At 58.9% G+C, this 21924-nt stretch carries 27 protein-coding genes; 14 read left to right on the top strand and 13 right to left on the bottom strand.

Going from position 1 to position 21924, the window contains the following annotated elements:
• Positions 1 to 54: 54 nt before the first annotated feature.
• The 9 genes from ACR3EL_RS11025 to ACR3EL_RS10985 are packed head-to-tail and all read right to left on the bottom strand — an operon-like array spanning position 55 to position 7197.
• Positions 55 to 705, bottom strand: a complete 651-nt coding sequence (locus ACR3EL_RS11025; RefSeq protein WP_170340483.1) for a cytochrome c3 family protein — start codon at positions 703 to 705, stop codon at positions 55 to 57.
• A gap of 10 nt (positions 706 to 715) precedes the next feature.
• Positions 716 to 1111 carry a CBS domain-containing protein gene (locus ACR3EL_RS11020; RefSeq protein ID WP_170340485.1) on the bottom strand — a complete coding sequence of 132 codons (396 nt, stop codon included), beginning with the start codon at positions 1109 to 1111 and terminating at the stop codon, positions 716 to 718.
• A 2-nt stretch (positions 1112 to 1113) separates the two neighbouring features.
• Positions 1114 to 1296, bottom strand: coding sequence for a hypothetical protein (locus ACR3EL_RS11015; protein WP_170340486.1), 183 nt, complete (start codon positions 1294 to 1296; stop codon positions 1114 to 1116).
• 4 nt (positions 1297 to 1300) lie between these two features.
• On the bottom strand, positions 1301 to 2527 hold the full coding sequence (gene nqrF, locus ACR3EL_RS11010) for an NADH:ubiquinone reductase (Na(+)-transporting) subunit F (RefSeq protein WP_170340487.1): 1227 nt from the start codon (positions 2525 to 2527) through the stop codon (positions 1301 to 1303).
• A 1-nt stretch (position 2528) separates the two neighbouring features.
• Complete coding sequence (gene nqrE, locus ACR3EL_RS11005) at positions 2529 to 3137, bottom strand: NADH:ubiquinone reductase (Na(+)-transporting) subunit E (RefSeq protein WP_170340489.1); 609 nt, start codon at positions 3135 to 3137, stop codon at positions 2529 to 2531.
• A complete protein-coding gene (locus ACR3EL_RS11000; protein ID WP_170340491.1) occupies positions 3134 to 3814 on the bottom strand; it encodes an NADH:ubiquinone reductase (Na(+)-transporting) subunit D in 681 nt (226 codons plus the stop codon). Before ACR3EL_RS11000 ends, nqrE begins: the two co-directional genes overlap by 4 nt.
• Before the next feature lie 25 nt (positions 3815 to 3839).
• The gene (locus tag ACR3EL_RS10995; RefSeq protein WP_170340493.1) at positions 3840 to 4622 is read right to left on the bottom strand and encodes a Na(+)-translocating NADH-quinone reductase subunit C; all 783 of its coding nucleotides are present in this window, start codon (positions 4620 to 4622) and stop codon (positions 3840 to 3842) included.
• Positions 4619 to 5833 carry an RnfABCDGE type electron transport complex subunit D gene (locus ACR3EL_RS10990; protein WP_170340495.1) on the bottom strand — a complete coding sequence of 405 codons (1215 nt, stop codon included), beginning with the start codon at positions 5831 to 5833 and terminating at the stop codon, positions 4619 to 4621. Before ACR3EL_RS10990 ends, ACR3EL_RS10995 begins: the two co-directional genes overlap by 4 nt.
• A 5-nt stretch (positions 5834 to 5838) precedes the next feature.
• The gene (locus tag ACR3EL_RS10985) at positions 5839 to 7197 is read right to left on the bottom strand and encodes a Na(+)-translocating NADH-quinone reductase subunit A (protein ID WP_170340497.1); all 1359 of its coding nucleotides are present in this window, start codon (positions 7195 to 7197) and stop codon (positions 5839 to 5841) included.
• Positions 7198 to 7596: 399 nt separating this feature from the next.
• Between ACR3EL_RS10985 and ACR3EL_RS10980 the strand changes: the two genes are divergently transcribed.
• From ACR3EL_RS10980 to ACR3EL_RS10940, 9 genes are all read left to right on the top strand, one after another.
• Positions 7597 to 8019, top strand: coding sequence for an ion channel (locus ACR3EL_RS10980; protein WP_480721583.1), 423 nt, complete (start codon positions 7597 to 7599; stop codon positions 8017 to 8019).
• 298 nt (positions 8020 to 8317) lie between these two features.
• Complete coding sequence (locus ACR3EL_RS10975) at positions 8318 to 8836, top strand: Na+/H+ antiporter subunit E (protein ID WP_170368208.1); 519 nt, start codon at positions 8318 to 8320, stop codon at positions 8834 to 8836.
• Positions 8837 to 8840: 4 nt separating this feature from the next.
• Positions 8841 to 9113, top strand: a complete 273-nt coding sequence (locus tag ACR3EL_RS10970; RefSeq protein ID WP_170340502.1) for an MrpF/PhaF family protein — start codon at positions 8841 to 8843, stop codon at positions 9111 to 9113.
• On the top strand, positions 9103 to 9402 hold the full coding sequence (gene mnhG, locus ACR3EL_RS10965; protein ID WP_170340504.1) for a monovalent cation/H(+) antiporter subunit G: 300 nt from the start codon (positions 9103 to 9105) through the stop codon (positions 9400 to 9402). The genes ACR3EL_RS10970 and mnhG overlap by 11 nt, the downstream gene beginning before the upstream one ends.
• Positions 9390 to 9665: a Na(+)/H(+) antiporter subunit B gene (locus ACR3EL_RS10960; RefSeq protein WP_170340506.1), complete on the top strand. Its 276-nt coding sequence runs from the start codon at positions 9390 to 9392 to the stop codon at positions 9663 to 9665. Before mnhG ends, ACR3EL_RS10960 begins: the two co-directional genes overlap by 13 nt.
• On the top strand, positions 9658 to 10347 hold the full coding sequence (locus ACR3EL_RS10955; protein WP_480721579.1) for an MnhB domain-containing protein: 690 nt from the start codon (positions 9658 to 9660) through the stop codon (positions 10345 to 10347). Before ACR3EL_RS10960 ends, ACR3EL_RS10955 begins: the two co-directional genes overlap by 8 nt.
• Complete coding sequence (locus tag ACR3EL_RS10950) at positions 10347 to 10667, top strand: NADH-quinone oxidoreductase subunit K (RefSeq protein WP_217355050.1); 321 nt, start codon at positions 10347 to 10349, stop codon at positions 10665 to 10667. Before ACR3EL_RS10955 ends, ACR3EL_RS10950 begins: the two co-directional genes overlap by 1 nt.
• 2 nt (positions 10668 to 10669) lie before the next feature.
• The gene (locus ACR3EL_RS10945; protein ID WP_170340511.1) at positions 10670 to 12142 is read left to right on the top strand and encodes a complex I subunit 5 family protein; all 1473 of its coding nucleotides are present in this window, start codon (positions 10670 to 10672) and stop codon (positions 12140 to 12142) included.
• Positions 12143 to 12170: 28 nt separating this feature from the next.
• Positions 12171 to 13838, top strand: coding sequence for a complex I subunit 5 family protein (locus ACR3EL_RS10940; protein ID WP_480721576.1), 1668 nt, complete (start codon positions 12171 to 12173; stop codon positions 13836 to 13838).
• Between the two features lie 71 nt (positions 13839 to 13909).
• Here ACR3EL_RS10940 and gltS read toward each other — a convergent pair whose 3' ends face one another.
• A complete protein-coding gene (gene gltS, locus ACR3EL_RS10935; protein ID WP_170340515.1) occupies positions 13910 to 15139 on the bottom strand; it encodes a sodium/glutamate symporter in 1230 nt (409 codons plus the stop codon).
• A gap of 159 nt (positions 15140 to 15298) precedes the next feature.
• Between gltS and ACR3EL_RS10930 the strand changes: the two genes are divergently transcribed.
• From ACR3EL_RS10930 to ACR3EL_RS10920, 3 genes are all read left to right on the top strand, one after another.
• Positions 15299 to 16003: an IS6 family transposase gene (locus ACR3EL_RS10930; RefSeq protein ID WP_170340517.1), complete on the top strand. Its 705-nt coding sequence runs from the start codon at positions 15299 to 15301 to the stop codon at positions 16001 to 16003.
• 517 nt (positions 16004 to 16520) lie between these two features.
• On the top strand, positions 16521 to 17180 hold the full coding sequence (locus tag ACR3EL_RS10925; protein ID WP_302476845.1) for a methyltransferase domain-containing protein: 660 nt from the start codon (positions 16521 to 16523) through the stop codon (positions 17178 to 17180).
• Between the two features lie 357 nt (positions 17181 to 17537).
• Positions 17538 to 18551 (top strand): LysR family transcriptional regulator, encoded by a 1014-nt coding sequence (locus ACR3EL_RS10920; protein ID WP_217358614.1) that lies wholly within the window; start codon positions 17538 to 17540, stop codon positions 18549 to 18551.
• Between the two features lie 163 nt (positions 18552 to 18714).
• Here ACR3EL_RS10920 and ACR3EL_RS10915 read toward each other — a convergent pair whose 3' ends face one another.
• On the bottom strand, positions 18715 to 19224 hold the full coding sequence (locus ACR3EL_RS10915) for a MaoC family dehydratase (protein WP_217354834.1): 510 nt from the start codon (positions 19222 to 19224) through the stop codon (positions 18715 to 18717).
• Positions 19225 to 19362: 138 nt separating this feature from the next.
• Here ACR3EL_RS10915 and ACR3EL_RS10910 point away from each other — a divergent pair, with 138 nt between their 5' ends.
• Entirely contained in the window at positions 19363 to 20070 is a 708-nt protein-coding gene (locus ACR3EL_RS10910; protein ID WP_480721573.1) for an IS6 family transposase, read from the top strand.
• A 104-nt stretch (positions 20071 to 20174) separates the two neighbouring features.
• Here ACR3EL_RS10910 and ACR3EL_RS10905 read toward each other — a convergent pair whose 3' ends face one another.
• Positions 20175 to 20642, bottom strand: coding sequence for a DUF411 domain-containing protein (locus ACR3EL_RS10905; protein WP_170343049.1), 468 nt, complete (start codon positions 20640 to 20642; stop codon positions 20175 to 20177).
• A gap of 65 nt (positions 20643 to 20707) precedes the next feature.
• Complete coding sequence (locus tag ACR3EL_RS10900; RefSeq protein WP_170343051.1) at positions 20708 to 21346, bottom strand: cation efflux transmembrane domain-containing protein; 639 nt, start codon at positions 21344 to 21346, stop codon at positions 20708 to 20710.
• A gap of 73 nt (positions 21347 to 21419) precedes the next feature.
• Between ACR3EL_RS10900 and ACR3EL_RS10895 the strand changes: the two genes are divergently transcribed.
• A complete protein-coding gene (locus tag ACR3EL_RS10895; protein ID WP_170343053.1) occupies positions 21420 to 21836 on the top strand; it encodes a MerR family transcriptional regulator in 417 nt (138 codons plus the stop codon).
• The last annotated feature ends 88 nt before the right edge of the window (positions 21837 to 21924 follow it).

The raw sequence follows: 21924 nt of genomic DNA, 5'->3' as shown, positions 1-21924 counted from the left end.
CTTTCTTCCACGGCTTCCGTACACCCGGCATTTGCGCGGATATCCGACGCTTGATCACAGATCATGCGGGTCGTGGCATGTTGCGCATTGCAGCGTTTCGATCTGTATCCCGTTGTTTTCGAAGTCTTCGTGCTTCGAATTTGTCAGCCCGTGACAACTTGCACAAAGGGCTCTTTGCCCTGCCAGCTCTGCCAACGGGTTCTCGGTCGCGTGAACCTCGTGACAGGTCGAGCAGGTCATGCCGCTGACATCATGAGAGCTGCCCAACCAACCTATGCCCAGGCGCCCCCCGGACGTGTTGGCGTGGCAACCCAGGCAGGTGTCGAACTGGCCCTCCTTGGGCCGCCCGGCATAGCTGAAATCGTTGAGAGGCGGGAACCCGACACCCCCCCGGGCACTTGAAACATGAAAGCTGCCCGGGCCGTGGCAGGACTCGCACCCCTGTTGACCATAGGGCGCATGGGGATTGTCCGCGTCCCCGTGCGGTGTCTCGGCCATAAGCGTCATCTCCGGGCCGCCGTGACAGGTCAGGCATGCCTCCGGCCCGCCGTCGGTGTGTTTTGCCTCCGGCAGGTTCCGAAGGCTTTGAGCCTGTGTTCCGTCCAGCCAGACACCCACCGAAAGGATGCTGACCACCGCAAACATCACGGCCGCCATCGGGCTTCGGACCGAGTTGAATTTCGAGATTTTGCGCCAGAATTTCATGCGTCACCCATCAACTCGACCACTGCCAGCGATCCGTCAATGCGGCGATGATGTCCCGCCGGCTGATCACGCCGACCAGATCGCCACCGGCAACGACCGGATAAAGCCGGTGCGGAAGGTGAAGCAGGCTGCGGGTGGCGCTGATCAGGCCTTCGTCCGGGCCCACGGTCTTGACATCGCTTGCCATAAAATCGCCGACGAGCCCCGCAAGTTCTGAATGGTAGGTGGCCTGCAGAACGCCCCTTATGCAGTCCCGGTCGCTGAGGATGCCGGTAAGCGCGCCCCTGTCGTCGACTACTGGCGCATTGGATATGTCGTGCGCGTGCATTAGGTGCAGAGCTCGCAAAATCTCTGTGTCCGGTTTGACCGAGATGACGGTCCGGGTCATGTAGTCGCGCACACGCATGATCAGCCCCTTTCCTCGTCGGTTCCTGAAGCCGACGCCGACTTGTTCGGACAATCCTTGCGGCAACGCTGGCACCCGCCGGGGGTGCAGCCGGTTGGCAGCTCACCGTTTCGAAGCACCTGGATGCCAACCAAGATCAGCATGCTGATGAAGAACAGGATGAATGTGGCCAGCAGGACTTCCATTCGATTACCCTCCGAAATCGTCCAGCATGATGTTCTCGGCGTCCACGCCTTGCGAGTCGAGCATGTCGATCACCGCTTCGTTCATGACCGGCGGGCCGCACATGTAGTACTCGCAGTCCTCGGGCTCGGGATGCTTAGACAGATACTCCTGATAGAGCACTTCGTGGACGAACCCCGTCAGCCCGGTCCAGTTGTCCTCGGGCAGCGGTTCGGACAGCACAAGATGCCACGAGAAGTTGTCATGTTCGCGGGCCAACTTGTCGAACATTTCGACGTAGAACGCCTCGCGCAGGCTGCGCGCGCCGTACCAGAAACTGATCTTCCGCTTTGTCTTCAGCGTGCGCAACTGGTGCAGAATGTGGGACCGCATCGGCGCCATGCCCGCCCCACCACCGATGAAGACCATCTCGGCGTCCGTCTCTTTTGCAAAGAACTCGCCATAGGGGCCGGATACGACAACCTTGTCCCCGGGCTTGCAGCCGAAGATGTAGGACGAGACGATTCCCGGTGGCGCGTCCGGCGCCTGTGGCGGCGGTGTCGCGATGCGGACGTTCAGGATGATGATGTCGTCTTCGGCAGGGTAGTTCGCCATCGAATAGGCGCGCAGCGTCGACTCGGTCACATTCGATTTCAGGTCGAGAAGCTTGTATTTTTCCCAGTCTTCCCTGTATTCGCCCGGAATATCGATCTGCCTGAAATCAAGGGAGTAGGGAGATGTTTCGATCTGGACGTAACCGCCGGCCCGGAAGTCGATCTTCTCACCTTTGGGCAGTTCAAGGACGAACTCCTTGATGAAGGTCGCCAGGTTCTCGTTCGAGCGAACCGTGCAGGTCCAGCGGTTCACCCCAAAGACGTCGTCGGGCACCTCGATCTTCATGTCGTTGTCGACGCTGACCTGACAGGCGAGGCGCAAACCGGTTGCAGCCTCCTTCTTGTTGATGAAGGACTTTTCGGTTGCCAGCAATTCGCCGCCGCCCTCGAGCACCCGCACCTTGCATTGGCCACACGTGCCGCCGCCGCCGCATGCAGACGCGAGAAACAGGTTGCTGTCGCCCAGGGCGACCAACAGCTTGCCCCCCGGATCCATCTTGATGTCACGGCTGTCGTTGATGTTCACCGTAATCTGGCCCTGGGGAACAAGGCGCGACCGGGCAAGGAGCACAAGGACCCCGAGGCTCGACACGATGACCATGAACAGCAGGACGGAGACGATGATTTCGGTGCCGGCCATCTTACAACTCAATCCCTGAAATGCCCAGGAACGCCAGCGACATGATTCCAACGGTGATGAAGGTCAGCCCCAATCCTTCAAGACCTTCGGGCGCTTCGCTATAGCGCATCTTCTCGCGCAGCCCGGCAAGCGCGACGATCGCGATCGCCCAGCCTGTTCCGACGCCGAACCCGTAGACCGTGCTTTCGACGAACGTGTAGTCGCGCTGCACCATGAACAGCGATGCCCCCAGGATCGCGCAGTTGACCGTCAGCAGTGGCAGGAAAATCCCCAGTGACGCATAAAGGGGCGGCGCGAACTTCTTCAGGACCATCTCGAGGATCTGGACCATGGCCGCGATGACGCTTATGTAGCTGATCAGTCCCAGATAGCTCATGTCCAGCTCGGGCAGCCCTGCCCAAGACAGCGCACCGGGTTTCAGGAACAGGCTGTAGATGAGGTTGTTGAGGGGGACGCTGATCGTCTCGACCACGACAACGGCGATCCCGAGACCGATGGTCGTGCGCACTTCCTTGGATACCGCCAGAAAAGTGCACATGCCTAAGAAGAACGAAAGCGCAAGGTTCTCGATCAGAACCGCACGAAGAAAGATGTCGAAGAGGTTGGTCATGATACGTGCCTCCTCGCGTGTTCGGGAAGCTGCTCGGGCCGGACCTTGGTTTCGTCGAACTCCGGGGCTTCCCTTTGCTCGCGTTTCCACGTCCGCAATCCCCAGATCAGGAAGCCGATGATGAAGAAGGCGCTTGGCGGCAACAGCATGAGCTGGTTGGGGACGAACAGGCCGCCATCTGCAGCCACCGGCCAGATCGTGACCCCAAGCAGTGTGCCGGCACCGAACAGCTCGCGGATGGTGCCCACGACGACCAGCACGGCGGTGTAGCCCAATCCGTTGCCGATGCCGTCAAGCACGCTCATGCCGACAGAGTTCTTGGCGGCAAAGGCTTCGGCGCGGCCAAGGACAATGCAGTTGGTGACGATGAGGCCGATGAAGACCGAAAGCGTTCGGGCCGCATCCGGCGCGTAGGCCTTCAATACCTGATCCACCACGACGACCCCGGTGGCGATGACGGTCATCTGAATGATGATCCTCAGGTTGCTTGGGATGAAGTGGCGCAGCGCCGAGATCACACCGTTCGAGAAGGTGCAAACCGCCGTCAGCGACACCCCCATGATCAGAGACGTGTAGAGCGAGTTGGTGATCGCAAGGGCCGAGCAGACACCGAGAACCTGAAGCAGAACCGGATTGTTTTCAAAGACCGGGTCCAAGAGTGTCGACCGAACCGTCATTCTCTGATCTCCCACATCGAACGCTTCATCGTTTTGGCGCGCCCACGCCGATTTGTTTCAGAAATGGCCCGTACCCGTGCGGGCCAAACCAGTAATCGGCCAAATTCGTCACGCCGGTCCCGGTTATCGTGGCACCGGTCAAGCCGTCGACTTCGTAGGCTGCTGCCGCAGAAGACGGGCTGACGACGCCACCGGCCACACGGAACCTTACCTCGCCGTTCGGGCCGTACATCTTCCGGCCCTGCCATTGGTCCTGCCAGTCCGGGTCCTCGATCTGGTCACCCAGCCCGGCGGTCTCCGCCTGTTCGTAGAAGCTGACTGCTGCAATGGTGTTCAGGTCATCTTCCAAGGCGATGAAGCCATAAATGGTGGACCACATCCCCTGACCGCTGATCGGGAAGATGATCCGGCTCAGGGTTTGATCCTGCCAGACGAGATAGACCACCTCGTGGTTGGGGCGGCGTCCCAACCGTGCGGTGTCTGCTTCGGCCGGAATGGCAGTGCTGCGGTCGGGATCGTTCACGGCGGACCGCGCATCGATGTCACCGGGCTCCAAATCCGAAGCGAACTCGCCCGTATCCAAGTCCACCACCCGCGCGTCAAGTTGTGCAACCACCTCGAGGATCGTGTCGTCATCTGCGCCGGGCGCCACGAGCCCGGTCAGCGACACAACGTTCCTGTACCTCTGCACGGCCTCGTTGCGTTCCTGAATGGGGCGCAACGTGATCGTCGAAACGCTGACGAGGATCGAACAGACCAGCGCGACGCCGACCAGGACCAAAAGGGATCGCAACGCATCGCGGTTCATGGTTCCCGCTCCAGCCGGGCCTGGCGCCGCTTGATGTTGCGCTCGACAACAAAGTGATCACACAGAGGGGCGAAAGTGCTCGCAAGCAGGATGGCGAAAATGACCCCCTCGAAGTAGGCGGGGTTGGTCAGGCGGACAATGATGGTCACGACGCCCATCAGGAAACCAAAGGCCCACCGCCCCGGACGTGTCGTGGCCGCGGCGGTCGGGTCCGTGGCAAGGAACACCGTACCAAAAGCCCAACCGCCCAGAACCACGTGCCAATACCACGGCGTCTGCAATGCGGCCTGATCTGCGGGCGCGATCAAGGCGATAAGGACAACCGAAATGATCAGCCCGGCCAGCGATCCGGCCATGATCCGCCACGAGGCCGAGCCGGTTGCAAGGAGGTACACGGCACCAAGCAGGCACCCCAGAACGGAGGTAACGCCGAACGGTCCGGGCTGGTTGCCCACGAACAACAGCCACCAGCTGTAGTCGACCGCGGTCAGGGCAGGCACGCCGCCTTCGAGGATGGCCAGTTCGAGGGTCGTCGGTTCCTGGTAGCCCGGAAGCGGAATCCAGACATCTGGCCCGTGCAGGACGCTGGAGTAGGAAAAAAACAGGATGCAAACCCCAAGGATCACCGGGCTGACAAGATACCGCCCGGTTCCGCCGAAAACCGCCTTCCCGACGATCATTGCGGCGGTCATCCCGTAGACGACCTGAAAGAATGTGACCGTTGGAGGCAAAATCAGGGCAAATATCCAGGCGATGCAGAGGACGCCTTCGTCCAGCGGGCGCCCGCGGCGGGCTGCGAACACGATCTCCCAGAACGCGCCGACGATCAGGGCGGTCAGGAATACAGGAAGGAAATAGAGGAACCCGTGAAGCCAGTTCGACACCAGGCTCTCGGGGTCGATCGACAGGCCGATCCCTTCGATCAGTGCTGCCCGCCACCCCGGCAAGTTGTCGATGCCGGCTATGTGCATTCCCACGGCGATTTGTTCACCGAGATTCCACATTCCGATCAGCCAGCAGGGCAGCGTGGCTATTATGAAGCGGTTTAGCAGTCGGTCGATACTGTTGGCATCCCGCACATGCGGTGCCGAAACCGTAGGGATCGTCCAACGCCACACCAACCGAAGGCGCAGCTCGTCGATCAGGTCGACCGTTTCCCGACTTGACCCGGCCCGTGCGTTGCCGCCTGTGTTTGATTTCGGTTCCGCCATCCCGATCAACCGTCCCTTTCGATCGCTTCGAGGTTGTGGCGCAGCACCGCGGCATAGTCGTTCTTGCCCGGGCAGATGAAGGAGCACAGAGCCAGGTCTTCTTCGTCCATCTCCAAGGCGCCCAAAGACTGCGCCTGGTCAGTATCCCGGATGAGCAGGGCCTTCAGAAGCGGCGCGACCAGCACATCCATGGGGATCACTCTTTCAAACGCGTCGATGGGCACCATGGCTGTTGCGCGGCCATTCTGGTCGGTGGTGAACCGAGGGGTGGAAAGGAACCCGGACAGGAAATTCCCGAACGAGAACCGGTTCTTGCTCGGTTCCGCCCACGGCCGCCAGCGACTGGGGCGCATCTGCGGAACAGCCGAAACCTGCAGGTGGTATCTTCCAAGGTAGGCTTCGGCGCCGCGTGCGTGGCGGCCGCTCAGAACGCAACCGGAAACGAGCCGGGCCGCATCGTTGCCCGGGTCTTCGGGGGCCAACTCTGCTGCCGTCAGCTCGATGACGTCCGCGCCAAGCCGGGTGCGCACCAAACGGGGCCTGCTGAAGCCGGTTCCGCCAAGCGCGACCACGCGTTCGGTCCAGATCACGCCCTCGCCAATCAGCTTTCCGATCGCGATGACATCCTGGTATCCGATGTGCCAGACCTCGGGTTCGGGGCCGACCGGGTCCAGACTGTGAATGTGGGTTCCCGGCAGTCCGGAAGGGTGCGGCCCGTCGAACACGACATGCCGAACTGACGCCGCGGTCCCGGTCGGACCGGACCATCCGGGACCGGTGCAAAGATAGACGTTTCCCGAGGCGAGTTTGGCAAGCTGGTCGAGCCCCAACGCGAAAGCACCAGCGTGTTCGGCAACCACGACCTGTGGGTCTGCGGACAGCGGGCGCGTATCGCAGGCGGTCACGAAGATCGACCGGGGCACCGCGTCGGACGCGGGAATGCGGCTGAACGGGCGGGTGCGGAACGCAACCCAAAGACCTGTCTTCAGCAACCGCGCCCGCAGCGTGTCGGGCGATGCATCGCTTCCGGTTTCATTGCGGGTGTCGGCGCCCGGGTCGCCGGCCCCGTCGACCGCGATGACGAAGGATTTGAGGGCGCGCCTTTCACCACGGTGGATGTTGGTAACGACACCGCTCGCCGGTGCGGTGAACTGGATCGACGGGTCTCTCTTCTGCTGGAAAAGCGGTTGGCCCAACACGACCCGATCTCCTTCCGAGACCAGCTTTTTCGGCTCCAAACCGTTGTAATCCGCCCCGAGAATGGCAACCGAGTGAACTTCTGGCCCATCTTCGATCAACTGCAGAGGCGCCCCGCCGATCGGCAAATCCAGGCCCTTCGTGCTTTTCACGTGATGTGGCAGCATTCTTCTCCCCGCGCCCGATACTCAAGCCGGGCTGCAAAACTGACAATGCAGCGGGTAGTCACGCCGCGATACATCAAGGCTGTTCTTCAGTTCAATTAACTGGCTCCGGTCTTCTGCCGGAGTTCCTGAAAAGCGTATTTTTGGTGACGATACCGGTCAATGTGCGGGCGAGCCGATTTGGCTCGGGTGTTTGTCCAGCAGGAAAGAACGTTAAGGATGGGGTCCGAAAACGACGACTAGCAGGTTGGCCGGCTATGGCCGCCGTCCCTGAATCGGGCTCTTGCTCACTCAACATGACAAGTCCAGGCCGCCCGTTTCCTAGATGGTGCGAGAGTGCCCACAGGTCGCCGAGCGGATCTCGTCGCAGGGGGCAGGCATCGGTCCCGGAGGATGCAGTACATGATCTACCAGTTGATACTTGGTTCCTTCATCACCCTTGCATCGCTGATCTGTGGTGTCCTGGTTTGGTGGGCGATGGACAGGCTGATAGCGGCGATGGAGCCATGGCTGAGGCGCCCGACCTTTCCTGCCAAGCCATTGCTTGCCATCATGTTGATCATTCTTTCGGCCATGACGATGGTCACGTTGGGCGTATGGCTCTGGACCTTCGTATTCACTTGGGCGGACGTGTTTGGAACGCTTGAAGAGGCCTTTCACTATTCGTTGATTGCATACACGACGCTTGGACTGGGCGATGTGCTTGTCCCGACTGAATACCGACTGTTAGGCGGTATGACGGGTGCAAACGGCTTCCTGATGTTCGGGCTGATGACCGCGGCTTTGACCGACTCCTTGCGATACGTTAGGGACCTCGAACTCTGACGGCCGTTTCGCCGCATTGCCGGTCCGGGAACCGCCAATGAGCCATTTTGGCTCGCCTCCGAGTTGACCGGTGTTCTCGCTGAAAAATACGTTTCACGCACTGGATCATCGCCAGCCCGACCGCAGACAAGGAAATCGGCATGCCAAAGCTACCGGCTTCTTGCGACTTGGCGGATGGTTCGCACGAGTTCGCAGTAAGCGGGTGGGCGCAATTCGATCGGCCTCCGAGGGCCCGGAACTGCCGCGCTGATCGGTGCCAGAAGAACGAAACCGACAGTGTCCGGGCAAGATGGCGCCAATGTCGAAGAATGAAGGGATCTGCATGCAACAGGCGAGCTTTTCGGCGTGGCGCGGGTTCATGGCTCAGATCATGGTCTTTGCGGCGATCTGGTCGGTGCTAGCAGGTGGGGATCTGGCTTCATGTCTGATAGGTGCCCCGCTTGTCCTGTTCGTTGTGGTCGCGAACCATCGGCTTGGACGGCTGAATGGCCGTTGCGCGCGCTTATCCGGGGTCCTTCGGTTCCTTCCCTATTTTCTGATCGGGTCTTTTCGCGGCGGTCTTGCAACCGCTACGCTGGTGCTGTTTCGAGGACGGGAAGTCCAACCCGCGATGGTCGAGTATCAGACCACCTTGCCCCCCGGGAGGGCGACGGCATTGTTCGTCGGGACGATAGGGTTGCTTCCGGGGACACTGACGGCGGATCTGAACGGACGTCTTTTGCATATCCATGTGCTGGACGGCAGCATGCCGGTCACTTCGGAGCTTCGAGAACTGGAAAGGCGGATAGCCGCCATTTTTCTGCAGGAGACGGGGTGAGGAAATGGGTTCGTTGTTGCTGCTGATTGCCCTGTTGCTTTTGCTGTTCCTGCTTGCTGGAATGTATCGGGTGTTTCGCGGTCCGAGCGATGCAGACCGGATGATGGCGGCGCAGCTGTTCGGCACGACAGCGGTTGCGGTATTGCTGGTGACCAGTTTCGCGACCGGGTTGCCCGCCTTGATAGACGCCGCGCTGGTCATGGCTCTGCTTGCTGCGATCACCACCATCGCCTTCGTGCGCGGCGAGACAAGCGGCGGAGCGACCGATGACAACTAGTTCGATGCTGGCGCTGCCCCTGCTTCTGATCGGGGTCTGTTTCTTTTTCGCCGGAACGGTGGGGATGCTTCGATTGCCGGACATCTTCACGCGGCTGCACGCGCTGACCAAAGCGGACAACGTCGGATTGGGGTTCATCGTCGCGGGGCTGGCGGTGATGTCCGGGCAGTTTCTGATTGCTCTGAAACTGGTGCTGATATGGGGCCTGGTGCTGGTGAGCGCAGCAACGACCGCCCATCTGATTGCCCAGTCAGCGGTTCGCAAGGGGGCGAAACCATGGAAGCGTTGAACTTGAGTTTCGACCTCGTTCTGGCGATGGCGTTGATCTGGTTGGCATGGAGAACACTTGCCAGCCACGAGATGTTCACCGCTATCGTGCTGTTCATCGCCTTCGGTCTGCTTGTTGCACTTGCATGGGTGCGGCTCGACGCACCGGACGTTGCCTTGGCAGAGGCATCCATCAGTGCCGGTTTGACGGGCGTTCTTCTGCTTGCAGCCTGGCGGCGCCTGCGCAGTCCGCCGCAGCAGGATGGGGGGCAGAACAATGAATGACGACACATCCCCCGTGGCGCGCCTGTTGATCGGCGCGTTGGCGGCCGCGATCTCTTGGGGACTGGCGATTTCGCTGATGCGTCTCCCCGTGGGGAACAGCGAGCTTGCGGACCGTGTGATGGAAGGATTGCCCGACAGCGGTGCCAGCCATCCGGTAACGGCGGTGCTGCTGAACTTCCGGAGCTACGATACCTTCCTCGAAACCTGTGTCTTGTTTCTGGCCGTTGTCAGCATGTGGTCACTTGGTCCGGCGCGTGCAGATCCCGCGACGCTGGTTTCCACGGGCCCGGTCCTGGGCGAGGCCGGTAAGATCCTGCAGCCCATGTGCCTGTTGACGGCGGGCTACCTGCTCTGGGTCGGCGCGACAGCGCCCGGCGGGGCATTCCAAGCCGGGGCGATCCTTGCGGCAGGTGGCGTTCTGGCCCTGCTGATGGGGTGGCAGCCCGGTGCCCGGATGCGGCCCTGGCTCGAGGTAGGGTTGACGATGGGGGTCGGCGCGTTCCTTTGCTTGGCGACCATCAGCCTGTTGTCTTCGGGCACCCTTCTGTTTCTGAACCCGGAACTGGCGAAGGGTGTGATCCTTGCGATCGAACTGGCTGCAACCATCTCGATCGGGCTTTCGTTGGCCGCGATCTCGTTGGGTGGCTCGCCAATCTACAAATTGCGAGACAAGGGGCAATGATGCCGACCCTGGCACCTTACATCGTCGCCGGCGCTATGCTTGTGGGTCTGGGCCTCTTCGGTCTTTTCACAGATCGCAAACTGCTTCGGCAAATCATCGCCCTAAACATCATCAATGCCGGCGTGTTCCTGCTGCTGATCGCATCATCCGGCGAAAGCAGCGCCTCCGTCGCTGATCCGGTTCCCCGCGCGATGGTGCTTACAGGTGTTGTCGTCGCGGTCAGTGCAACGGCGCTGGCGCTTGCCTTGGCGACCCGCCTGCATCAGGTGACGGGTGAAACGCGCCTGTCGGTCGGCACGGACGACGAGGCCGGGACATAGCAATGCCGGGACCAACCGAACCTGCATGGATCGCTTGGGTGATGCTGCTTCCCTTTGCAGCGGCAACCGCCTCGTTTTTGACATGGCGCCTAGGGGCGAAAATCGGTCTCTCCGCGGCCTTCATCAATGCCATCGTCTCGGTGACGCTTGTCGTTCAGGTCCGGGGCGGAGGGACCGTCACGCATCACGTGGCCGGTTGGGGAACGCCACTAGGTATCGAACTGAGGGCAGATGGGCTTGCTTGCCTGATGCTCATCCTGACGGCAACTGTCGGGATGGCTGTCAGTGTGTATGCGTCCGGCTATTTCCCCGCCGAAAGCAGGCAGCAACGGTTTTTCTGGCCCCTTTGGCTGCTGCTTCTGGGAGGGCTGAACGCACTTTTCCTGTCTGCCGACGTGTTCAACTTGTACGTCACCCTAGAGATCGTCGGCCTTGCCGCCGTCGCGCTGGCGTCATTGCCGGGCACGGCGGCCGCGCTGAACGCGGCGATGCGCTATCTGCTGGTCAGCCTGCTGGGCTCGCTGTTCTACCTGCTTGGGGTGTCGCTTCTCTATGCCGAACACCAGCTGCTGGACCTGGTCGCGCTTGGCAGCGTGATGGAACCGGGCGCGATCACCTGGTTGGCCATAGCATTGATGACGGCGGGACTGCTCATGAAGGCGGCGGTCTTCCCGTTGCACTTCTGGCTTCCACCCGCGCACGCCAATGCACCCGCACCGGTCAGTGCCATTCTGTCAGCCTTGGTGGTCAAGGCTTCGTTCTACCTGCTGCTGCGATTGTGGTTCGAGCTCTTCGCGCCGGCGGTGACAGGCACTGCCTTGCATTGGATTGGTGCATTGGGGGCAGCCGCAATACTGTGGGGGTCATTGTTGGCCTGCTATCAGCGCAGGCTGAAGCTTCTTGTCGCCTATTCGACGGTTGCCCAACTCGGTTACCTTTTTGTCGCCTTTCCGCTTGTCACCGCGACAGAGGGCATTGGATACGGCGGCGCGGTTTACTTTGCGCTGTCGCACGGGTTCGCCAAGGCCGCGATGTTCTTCAGCGCCGGCACGATGTTGCATGCGGCAGGTCATGACCGGATCGACGACCTGAGTGAAATCGCACCGCACATGCCGGTATCGATGCTTGCCTTCGGGTTGTCCGGCCTCAGCTTGATGGGCCTGCCGCCCAGTGGCGGGTTCATTGCCAAGTGGATGCTTCTTGAAGCGACGCTGCAAAGCGGATTGTGGTGGTTGACTGCAACGATCCTGATCGGTGGTCTGCTTGCGGGCGTCTACGTCTATCGCGTCGTGTCATGTGCGTTTGCACCAGGGACCGCCCGCAGCTTTGCGCCGACACTGCGCCGGCTGGAGTGGTCTGCGCTGGTCCTTGCGGTGATCGCCTGCCTCCTGGGCCTTACACCCAACGCTCCGCTTGCCTTGGTGAGCGAAGGACCAGACCTGTCCGCACAGCTGTTCGGGGGGGCTGGGTCATGAGGTGGCGCAGGCAACCAGGGGGCAGCCGATGACCCAGCTTGCCCCCGTATCGGTCCATTCTGCAATTCTGCTTGCTGTGCCGTTGCTGCCGCTTTTGCTTGCCGCCGGGCTTGCGCTGCCGGCCTGTCGCGGGCTTTGCCTAAGACTGGCCGCCTGGGCCGCGCTTCCGGCGCTTGCCTCGGCATTCCTGGTGCCATTGGGCACTACCGTCAGCGTTCCCGTGCTGCTCGATGGCGCACGTTTTGGCATGGACCAGACCAGCCAAACCTTCCTTTTGTTCACCAGCTTGCTGTGGCTGTTGGCAGGCCTGTTCGGATCACGTTACCTGGCCGACGATCCCCGGCGCGGGCGGTTCACAGCTTTCTACCTGACAGCGATGTCTGGAAGCCTTGGCCTCAACATCTGCCTGGACCCAGCCAGCTTCTTTGTCCTGTTCGCGGTGATGGGGGTCAGCTCGTTCGGGCTTGTTGTCCACGATGGCAGCGCCGAGGCCCGGCGCGCCGCGCGGGTCTACATCGCGCTCGCCATTCTGGGCGAGACCCTTCTTTTCGTTGCGGTCATCAAGATCACGGGCGCCGGCTTCACGGAACTGCCTTACCGCGATCCGGCGGCTTCGAACCTTGTGATCGCACTTGTGCTGGTCAGTTTCGGGATAAAGGCGGGTGCCTTGCCCTTACATTTCTGGTTGCCGCTGGCACATCCCGCGGCGCCGATACCCGCCAGCGCCGTTCTCAGCGGCGCGATGATCAAGGCGGGATTGCTGGGGTGGTTGCGGTTCCTGCCGATCGGAGCGGTTGCCGCGCCGCACTGGGGGATTGCGGTTGTCATCGCCGGTTTGGCCGCGGCGTTCTACGGCGCCCTGGTCGGTTCGACCAAGGACAACCCCAAGGCCGTTCTGGCCTATTCGAGCATTTCGCAGATGGGGCTGATCACCATTCCTATCGGTATCGCGCTGGCCGTTCCGGACGCTGCGCCGATGGCGATCGTGGCGGCGCTTTTGTATGCCGTCCACCACGGTCTTGCCAAAGGGACCCTGTTTCTGGGCGTCGGCATGGCGCATAATGCCGGCAGATGGCGTGGCCCGGTTTTCCTGACCTTGCTGTTGCCCGCCGCGGCCTTGTCGGGGTTGCCCCTGACCAGTGGTGCCGTGGCAAAAACGGCCCTCAAAGGGGCAGCTGTAGTGTCCTCGTGGTACGTTTGGCTTGGTCCGCTCATGTCGCTTGCCGCAGTGGGCACAACGGTTCTGATGGCGCGCTATCTGGTCAATCTGCAAGTATCTTTGAAGAAAGACCATACCCCAAAGCCGGGGCTGTGGGTGCCTTGGGTAGCTCTACAATTGGCCGCGGGATCCCTGATCTGGCTGTTGCCACTGGCCGGTGAAGCCAGAGTCGAGACGCTGTCGCCTGGAAAGGTATGGCCGTCAGTCTGGCCGCCCATTCTGGGCGTGCTCTTGTCGGTGATACTCTGGAACCTTGTGTGGCGCCACGTTTCATCCCCGGAAGGAGGACAGCCGCGCGACATCCTGCGCGCGTTCGAAACCTTTCTGTGGTGCTCTGGCGCTGCGCTTGCCCGGGTGCTGCATCAAGGCGAACTGCGACTGCGGGACTGGCCCATTGCCGGGGTTGTGTTTCTTCTGACCATCGCCGTGCTTTTTCTGTCCTTGGCGTTCCGTTCGGACGTGCCCGCCGCTTTCTGAACGTCATTTGCAGATACCGCCGCGCAAGTCCGCCCGCCGCAGTTCTTGCACCGTTCCGGTGATGCGCAGGATCAGGGTAGAACCGAAAGGAACCCCTGGATGATGAAGGCATTGGCGACGTCCACAAAAAAGGCCGACACCAGCGGCAGCACGATGAAGGCCAGAGGCGAGGGGCCATACTTCTGCGTGACCGCCGTCATGTTCGCGATCGCCGTCGGCGTTGCGCCGAGGGCGAAGCCGGCAAACCCGGCCGAGATGACGCCGGCAAAGTAGTTCCGTCCCATCATTCGGTAGACAACGAAAACGATGAACAGGGCAGCGGCGGCAGTCTGCAGAAGCATCGTGAAGGCCAGAACACCGGCCGAGCCCGCCAGGGTCCAGAGTTGCATGCTCATCAGCGACATGGACAGGAAGACAGCCAGTGAAAAGTCCTGCAACAGCTGCAGCGACGCGGTTCCGGTAGGTGTCTTGATGCGCGGCAACAGTTTTGGAGCGAGATTGGCGATGACGATGCCGGAAAGAAGGCAGGGCACAAACAACGGCAGCTTCAAACCCGCCGCGTCCAGCGCTTCATCCGCGACAAAGCCGATCACAATGGAGATGTGCAACCAAAGGATGGCTCTCATCAGGCCGGGGTTCGTAGGGCCACCGAAGGAGGCAGTGCTGGCGTTTTCAGCCGCGCTTTCTTCTCCAGCTGCGGCGGCGCGCTCCTCGGTGCTCGGTTCCAGCTTGTCGCGGCTGATCAGGTAGTTGGCGATGGGGCCGCCGAGCAGGCTTGCCAGAATCAAACCGACCGTCGCGGCGGCGATGCCCAGTTCGGCGGCGCCCGCCACCGCGTATTGCTGCTCTACCACTGGGCCCCACGCGATCGCGGTGCCATGGCCGCCTATCAGTGATGTCGTTCCCATCATGACACCAGCCTGCGAGTGCAGGCCAAAGATCGACGCGCCCAAAACGCCGATGCCATTTTGAACGACCATGTAGCCAATCGTCAGAAGAAGCATGATGCCGAGCAGCGGGCCGCCCTTGACCAGATCCGAAAACTTCGCGTTCAGCCCGATGGTGGTAAAGAAGTAGACCAGCAAGGAGTCACGCGCATCCAGGTCGTAAATCACCTCGCGCCCGGTCGCAGTCACAACGACAAGCGTCAGAATCGCAGCAAGCAATCCGCCAGATACCGGTTCGGGGATAGAGTACTTTCGCAGGATCGGAAACCGGTCGGACAGCTGTGCTCCAAGAAAGTAGACGACTATGCCGAGCGTCATGGCAATGAAACTGTGTACCTCGATCGGTTCGACCATGAGCTGTGCCCCCGAGCACGAAATTGCTGAACGGATTAGTTGCCGCCACCGTAGGGCCGCGGGTTGGATCATTGCAACGGTATTGTTGGAAGGGCACATTCAGGTAGTGTCAGAGGAACTTATCTTGAGGCAGGGCAGGCCGCTGGCTAGCGTCCCTGCATGACCAGATCCCGTCCCTTCAAGTACTTCAAAACTAGCCCGGAGATCATCCGCTTGGCGGTGATGCTCTACGTCCGTTTTCCGCTCTCGCTCAGGAATGTCGAAGATCTCCTTCATGAAAGGGGTGTCGATGTGAGCCACGAAACGGTCCGATATTGGTGGCACAGGTTCGGTCCGATGTTCGCCTCGGAGATCCGAAAACGCCGGATCGGAGGGAAAAAATCCAGCCGGTGGCGCTGGCACCTCGACGAAATGTTCGTGAAGATCAACGGTGAGCGTCACTACCTCTGGCGGGCTGTTGATCACGAGGGCGAGGTGCTGGAAAGCTTCGTGACGAAGACACGAGACAAGAAGGCGGCGCTCAAATTTCTCAAGAAAGCAATGCGCAAGCACGGTCGTCCCGAGGCAATCGTGACGGACAAGCTCCGGTCCTATGGCGCCGCTCTGAAGGAACTCGGAGCAGGCGACCGGCAGGAGACAGGTCGCTGGCTCAACAACCGAGCGGAGAACTCACACCTGCCTTTCCGACGACGGGAGCGAGCGATGCTCAGGTTCCGGCGCATGCGAAGTCTACAGAAGTTCGCCTCCGTCCATGCCTCCGTCACAAACCATTTCAATCACGAGCGCAGCCTCTCCAGCAGACCCCAGTTCAAGTTGAACCGCGCCGCCGCCCTCGCCGAATGGCGCGGACTCTGCGCTGGATAAGAGGCAGTGACCCTGTCCTGGCAGAGACTGGTTCGAATTGGTCTGACAGCACCAACAGGTGTCCAAAGCCCTGGCACCGACCCAAGAGAAGCGGACGAAGCCACTTTAAACCGATGCCGCAGTGACAGCTTCTATACCGATTTCGGACGAGAGAACGGCCTCGACATCCCTTGAATTGATGTTGTTCTAACGTTCGAAACGCCACGAAAAGCTGGTCCGATAGAGCGGCAGATGCGTCCTTCGCTCTCGGGGTTAAATCATTCGTCGGATCAAGTCGGCGCATTCATTTATTGTTGGTGGATCCATGTTCAAGCCTCAACGATCCGTCCTGCTTTTCGTAGATAACTCAATTTCTGATAAGGTTTTGGGGGCATGTGGGCTTTGTAAGGGTGGAGAGTTGCTTAAATTTGACGCTGAAACAACGAAATTACTTGAAATCGCCTATCAAGGCGCAGAACTGACGCGGCGAAGACAGGCTTCATTTGATGCGCTGTGCCCGGCTCCTGGTTAAACTATTTTGGACATCGGTTGTGGCAACGGGATGTTAACAGTTGAGTTGGCCCGGGCAGTTGGCTCGGATGGCTATGTCATCGGGATCGACCCAAGCGCTGACATGACGGCAGCTGCTAGAGAACGGTGCAGCGACTACGCAAACGTGGAGTTTCGTGCTGGTGCCGCAAATAGCTTGCCCATTGAGGATGAGAGTGCTGACAAGGCCGTCTCGGTACAGGTCTTTGAGTACATCGAAGACGTAGACGGTGCGTTGGCTGACACGCTGCGGTGCGTCAAACCCGGCGGGCGCCTCGTCATCAGCGATCTACACTTTGGCAGCTTGATCTGGTTCAGCGATGAGCCCGACAGAATGCAAAAGATGCTGACATCCTGGAACCAGCACTTTGTGAGTGGTTCCGTCCCGGAAAGACTGCCCGCGCTGATAAAGGCTCGCGGCGACCGTGTGGAAGATGTCTTGTCGTTCACAATGACGGATCACCAGTTGAAGCCTGATGGCCTCGCAATCATGATGATGCACCTCATGAAGCAATACACTGTCGCAAATGACCATGTTGATCCCGCAGTTGCGCAATCGTGGTTTGATGAGCAGCTCAGCCTTGCAAGGACTGGACGCTTCTTCTTTTCGATGACCCAATTTGTTGTCGTGGTGCGCAAAAAGGGGTGATTGAGCTAAGTAAATCGGCCTGGGTTCTTTCGCGGGCTTCATGAAAGTCTCGTATTGGTACTTACTCAATGGCTACAACACAGGTGCGTGGCTGCCACTTCCAGCTTGCAGCTGCATTTGGCGTGATCTAATCGCCTTATTCGGCCGATTGTCACCAAGTGTCGTCAGAACCTTCCTGGATAAAGACTCACCATGTTCTGCACGTCAAGCTCACTCGAAAACGCGTCGGGATTACTCCAGATCACGTCATTAATATAGTCGCGTTCAGCGTGAAAATCGTCAGCTGTAGGCCGCGGCTTCCGGGCTTCGGGGCAGGCTCTCTTGGTCCAACCGATCAGTCCACCAAATACGGTCCAGATGCTGGGTGACATTGTATGGGAAGCCATCTCATGGTCCTTTCCGAGTTACTTGCGCTGTCGCAACAAAGGTAACTGTTCACCTGTTTTTCTGGTATCCGGCACAAAATTGTGCTGTTCTACAAAAATGAAGAATGGGTTCCGAAATTGGTCGGATATTCGTGTGTTCCTCTCTGTCTTGAGAGAAGGATCGACGCTTGCGGCCTCTAGAAAGCTAACGGTCTCCCAACCAACGGTCGCCCGACGCATTGATGTTCTCGAAAGAGAAACAGGGTTGACGCTGTTTGAGCGCGGTACGCACGGGTTTAAGCCGACCCGAGAAGCGCTTCGCCTCGCTCCCCTAGCCGAGGCAATCGAGGCTTCAGTCCTCGAATTTGCCGATTGCGCGAAGGAATTGACGTCGACACAACCCATCCGTATCACCGCTTATTCGGCAAACTTCTCCGCACGCATGATTGAAATCGTAAACGAGTTTTCCGCCGACAATCAGGATGTCGCATTCGAGTTTTTATCCAGCGTTCGGGCGCTGGACCTGATGGCGGGCGAGGCCGACATTGCTTTGCGCCTTGCAAGAACCGATCCCGATCCTGACCTGATTTGCCGGAAGATCAGCACGGCCCGCTGGTCTTTGTTCGGCAGCAGAAATTACGCGGACAAATTTGGCTTACCGGGGTCAACGAATGATCTGGCCGGGCATCAGTTTGTTACCTTTCAGCGGGACGATGTACCAAATGTATTCCACGAATGGTTGACCAATCACGTGGAGCCGGACCAGATCGTTATGTCTTTCACTGAACTCGAGCTAATGCATGCGGCGATCAGGTCAGGGCAAGGCCTTGGAATCAGCAACGTCAAGCTGGTGGAAACAGATATGTCTTTTATCCGATGTTTCGACGAAATCCCCGAACTTGCGGTGCCGCACCTAATGCTCATTTCGCCGGAAGCCTATCGTCGGCCAGAGGTTAGAGCCTTCGTTAAGTTCTTCGCACCTCGCTATGCGGCAATCTACAAGTAGTTATTTAGGCAAAAAGGATTGAGAACACGCGAACAAGCTAGTTTGCATGTACGCCACGACCGCAATTGCGAATAGAAGCCTTATGTAGCGGGCCCAAGGATACTCTTGAAGATGACAATGGGAGTTCAAATTGATCGGCGCGCCCAAGTCGCTGCAAACTGCCTTAACTCCGATATGCCATCACGTGGTGCATGATCAGATTAAGAACTTCAACATCGTTCTGGTTAAATGTCTGGTATCGGAATTTGACCGTTCCCCGGTCGGGCTTCGAACGTGATGGTGTAATTGCCTCAACCGTGACGCGCACGCTGATCGTGTCACCGGAATACACAGGAGCCAGCCACCGCACCTCGTCCATACCATGTCCACCCAGATTGGTGCCGGTAAGTACACCAGTGTCGCGGAACAACCTGAAAGTAAGGGCTATTGTCTGAAATCCACTGGCGATGAGACCGCCGAAAATCGACTCTGCGGCAGCCACTTTGTTAACGTGGAAGGGCTGCGGGTCATGAACCAGTGCGAAGTCAATAATCGCTCCCTCGGTCAGCGTAACGCCTCCGGTTTCGAAGGTTTCGCCAACCGACAAATCGTCGATGTATTTTCCGCTAGGCATGGCAAAAGTATAGTTTGATGCAGACTCAACCGTCAACGCGGAGCCAGGCTCGGCCGCCACTAATGCCGCATTGTCTTTCGACCATGGCAAAGATCGTAATGGAGAACTAAGTCAGTGGTCGTTGACCTATGCCGCGGCGACGGTCTTGTCAGAAGAACTTGTCTTGAGGCAGGCAGGACGGTTGCGTAGCTTTTGCCCATGACCAAACCTGCCTCTTTCAAGTACTTCAAAACCAGTCCCGAGGTCATCCGCCTTGCGGTGATGCTGTACATCCGTTTCCCGCTCTCGCTTCGAAATGTCGAAGATCTCCTGCATGAACGTGGGATCGATGTAAGCCATGAGACAGTCCGCTATTGGTGGAATAGGTTCGGCCCGATGTTCGCCGCTGAGATCCGACGGAAGCGTGTGCAGCAACTCCGAACCTTTTCAAAATGGAAGTGGCACGTGGACGAGGTCTTTGTGAAAGTGAATGGCAAACGGCATTATCTTTGGCGCGCTGTGGATGACGAAGGCGAGGTGCTGGAAGCAGTTGTAACAAAGCGCCGTAACAAAGCTGCTGCACTGAAATTTCTCAAGAAATTGATGAAGCGGCACGGTTGCGCCAAGGAGGTCGTCACAGATCGCTTCGCTTCATACAAGGCTGCGCTCAGAGAAATAGGCGCGCTCGAAAAACAACAGACGGGCAGGTGGCTCAACAACCGTGTTGAGAATTCGCACCTGCCGTTTCGACGACGCGAACGCGCGATGCAGCGTTTCAAGCGCATGCGAAGTCTACAGAAATTCGCCTCCGTCCATTCCTCCGTTTACAACCACTTCAACCAGGAAAGACCGTTAGCCAGTCGAGACACCTTCAAGCTGACCCGCGCCGCCGCTCTACGCGAGTGGCGTCAACTTTGTTCCGGATAGGTTCGCGGTTTCCGCGGCAAACTGAGACTGGTTCGAATTCGTCTGACAGCACCTCCGTGTCATCTTCTCCTCCTTCGTACTGTTTCCGCTCGATGACTGTCGCCTCAGGCCGCTTCGTAACTCGTGAATACCTCGGTAGCGCCGTCCCGACGGAACAAAAACACATCGTAAGCCTCACGACGATCTTCCGGCCCCATCCCAGGCGAACCGAAAGGCATCCCAGGAACAGCAAGTCCAATGGCGCTAGGTCGCTCCTCCAACAGACGACGAATGTCGGCAACCGGTACGTGCCCCTCGATCATGTAGCCATCGATCTCGCCTGTATGGCAGGAGATCATTTTTTCGGGAATGCCGTTGTCCAATTTGTGGCGGACGAGCAGTGTTCCAAAGCTGCGCTCCTCGGTAACGCGAAAGCCTTCCTGCCGAAGGATATCGATCCAAGCACTGCAACAGCCGCAATTCGGATCCTTGAGAACATGGATGGAAGGTGTGTTTTGCGCAAACGTGGCAAATGGTGCTGTGCTGGCGAAGCCTGCGGCGTAAGTCAGTATTTGGCGGCGTTTCAGGTGCATAGTGAGAGTCCTCTTTACTTGCGACTCAATTGAGCAAATTTCGCATCATTCGTGATAGGTTGTCTTCATCCCCGGTAAGCATGCTGATGTTCTCCAACTTCCCGGCGCTCGGCGAGCGCTTGGCGCACGATCTGGAAAGCAGAAGAAAGAAACAGCGTTGCCATGATCGCTGCGACAATCAGATCTGGCCAACCGCTTGCCGTTCCCCAGACGCCCAAGGCCGCAAACATAACGGCCACATTGCCGATGGCATCGTTCCGCGAACAGAGCCAGACAGAGCGGACATTGGCATCGCCGTCTTTGTAGCTGACAAGCAACAACACACTGGCAAGGTTTGTAGCCAGTGCAAGAGCTCCGATTATGCCCATGATCTCAGCTTCAGGGACGCCGACATAGAAGACGCGGTATACGGTCGATCCGAATACCCAAAGGCCCATCAAAAGCAAGCTCACCCCTTTGGCCAAAGCTGCATTGGTGCGGGCGCGAACTGAGGCACCGATCACAGCGAGCGAGATACCATAGGTCAGTGCGTCGCCGAGGAAGTCGAGAGCATCAGCCTGAAGCGCCTGTGACTTTGCGTAGTGACCAGCGGTCATCTCGACTACGAACATCGTCGCGTTCAACGCAATGACGATCCATAGCCGCCTTTTGTAATCATCTGACACGCCATCGAACTTGGCGTCATGCCCACAACATCCTGACATTGGAAAGCCTTTTTGAATCTGTCTTGATCATAGTGTAGTGCCTCTAGTGACTAGAGGTTCAAGAGGTATTTTCATGTTTTCCATCGGAGAGCTTTCAAAGCGCACGAAAGTCAAAGTTCCGACCATCCGCTACTACGAAGAAATGGGGCTGCTGGCAGAGCCGGAACGTACAGCTGGCAACCAGAGGCGTTACACAAATGAGGGTCTGGAACGCCTGAGCTTCATCCGTCATGCGCGTGATCTTGGCTTCTCCATAGAAGCGATTTCTTCGCTGATCGAGTTGCAAAATCATCCGGACCGGTCATGCGAAGCCGCCACCAAGATTGCCGAAGGTCAGTTGTCCGAAGTGCGAGCGAAGATCAAAAGGCTAAAGGCGCTGGAGAATGAACTGAAGCGTATTGCTCAAGGATGCGACGGTCGTGGCGTAGTAGAAGACTGTTATGTCTTGGCTTCGCTTGCAGACCACGACCTGTGTGATCAAGATCACTGATCCCAAAAGCGGACATCAATTAAGTGATCATAATCGGCAGCTTCGTCCGCAATGCAGTCATTGAGCGTAGGTGAGCGAACGTCTGCCT

It is taken from the genome of Ruegeria sp. BJ3 (assembly GCF_056535665.1).
This window is presented reverse-complemented; position numbering and strand designations above follow the sequence as displayed.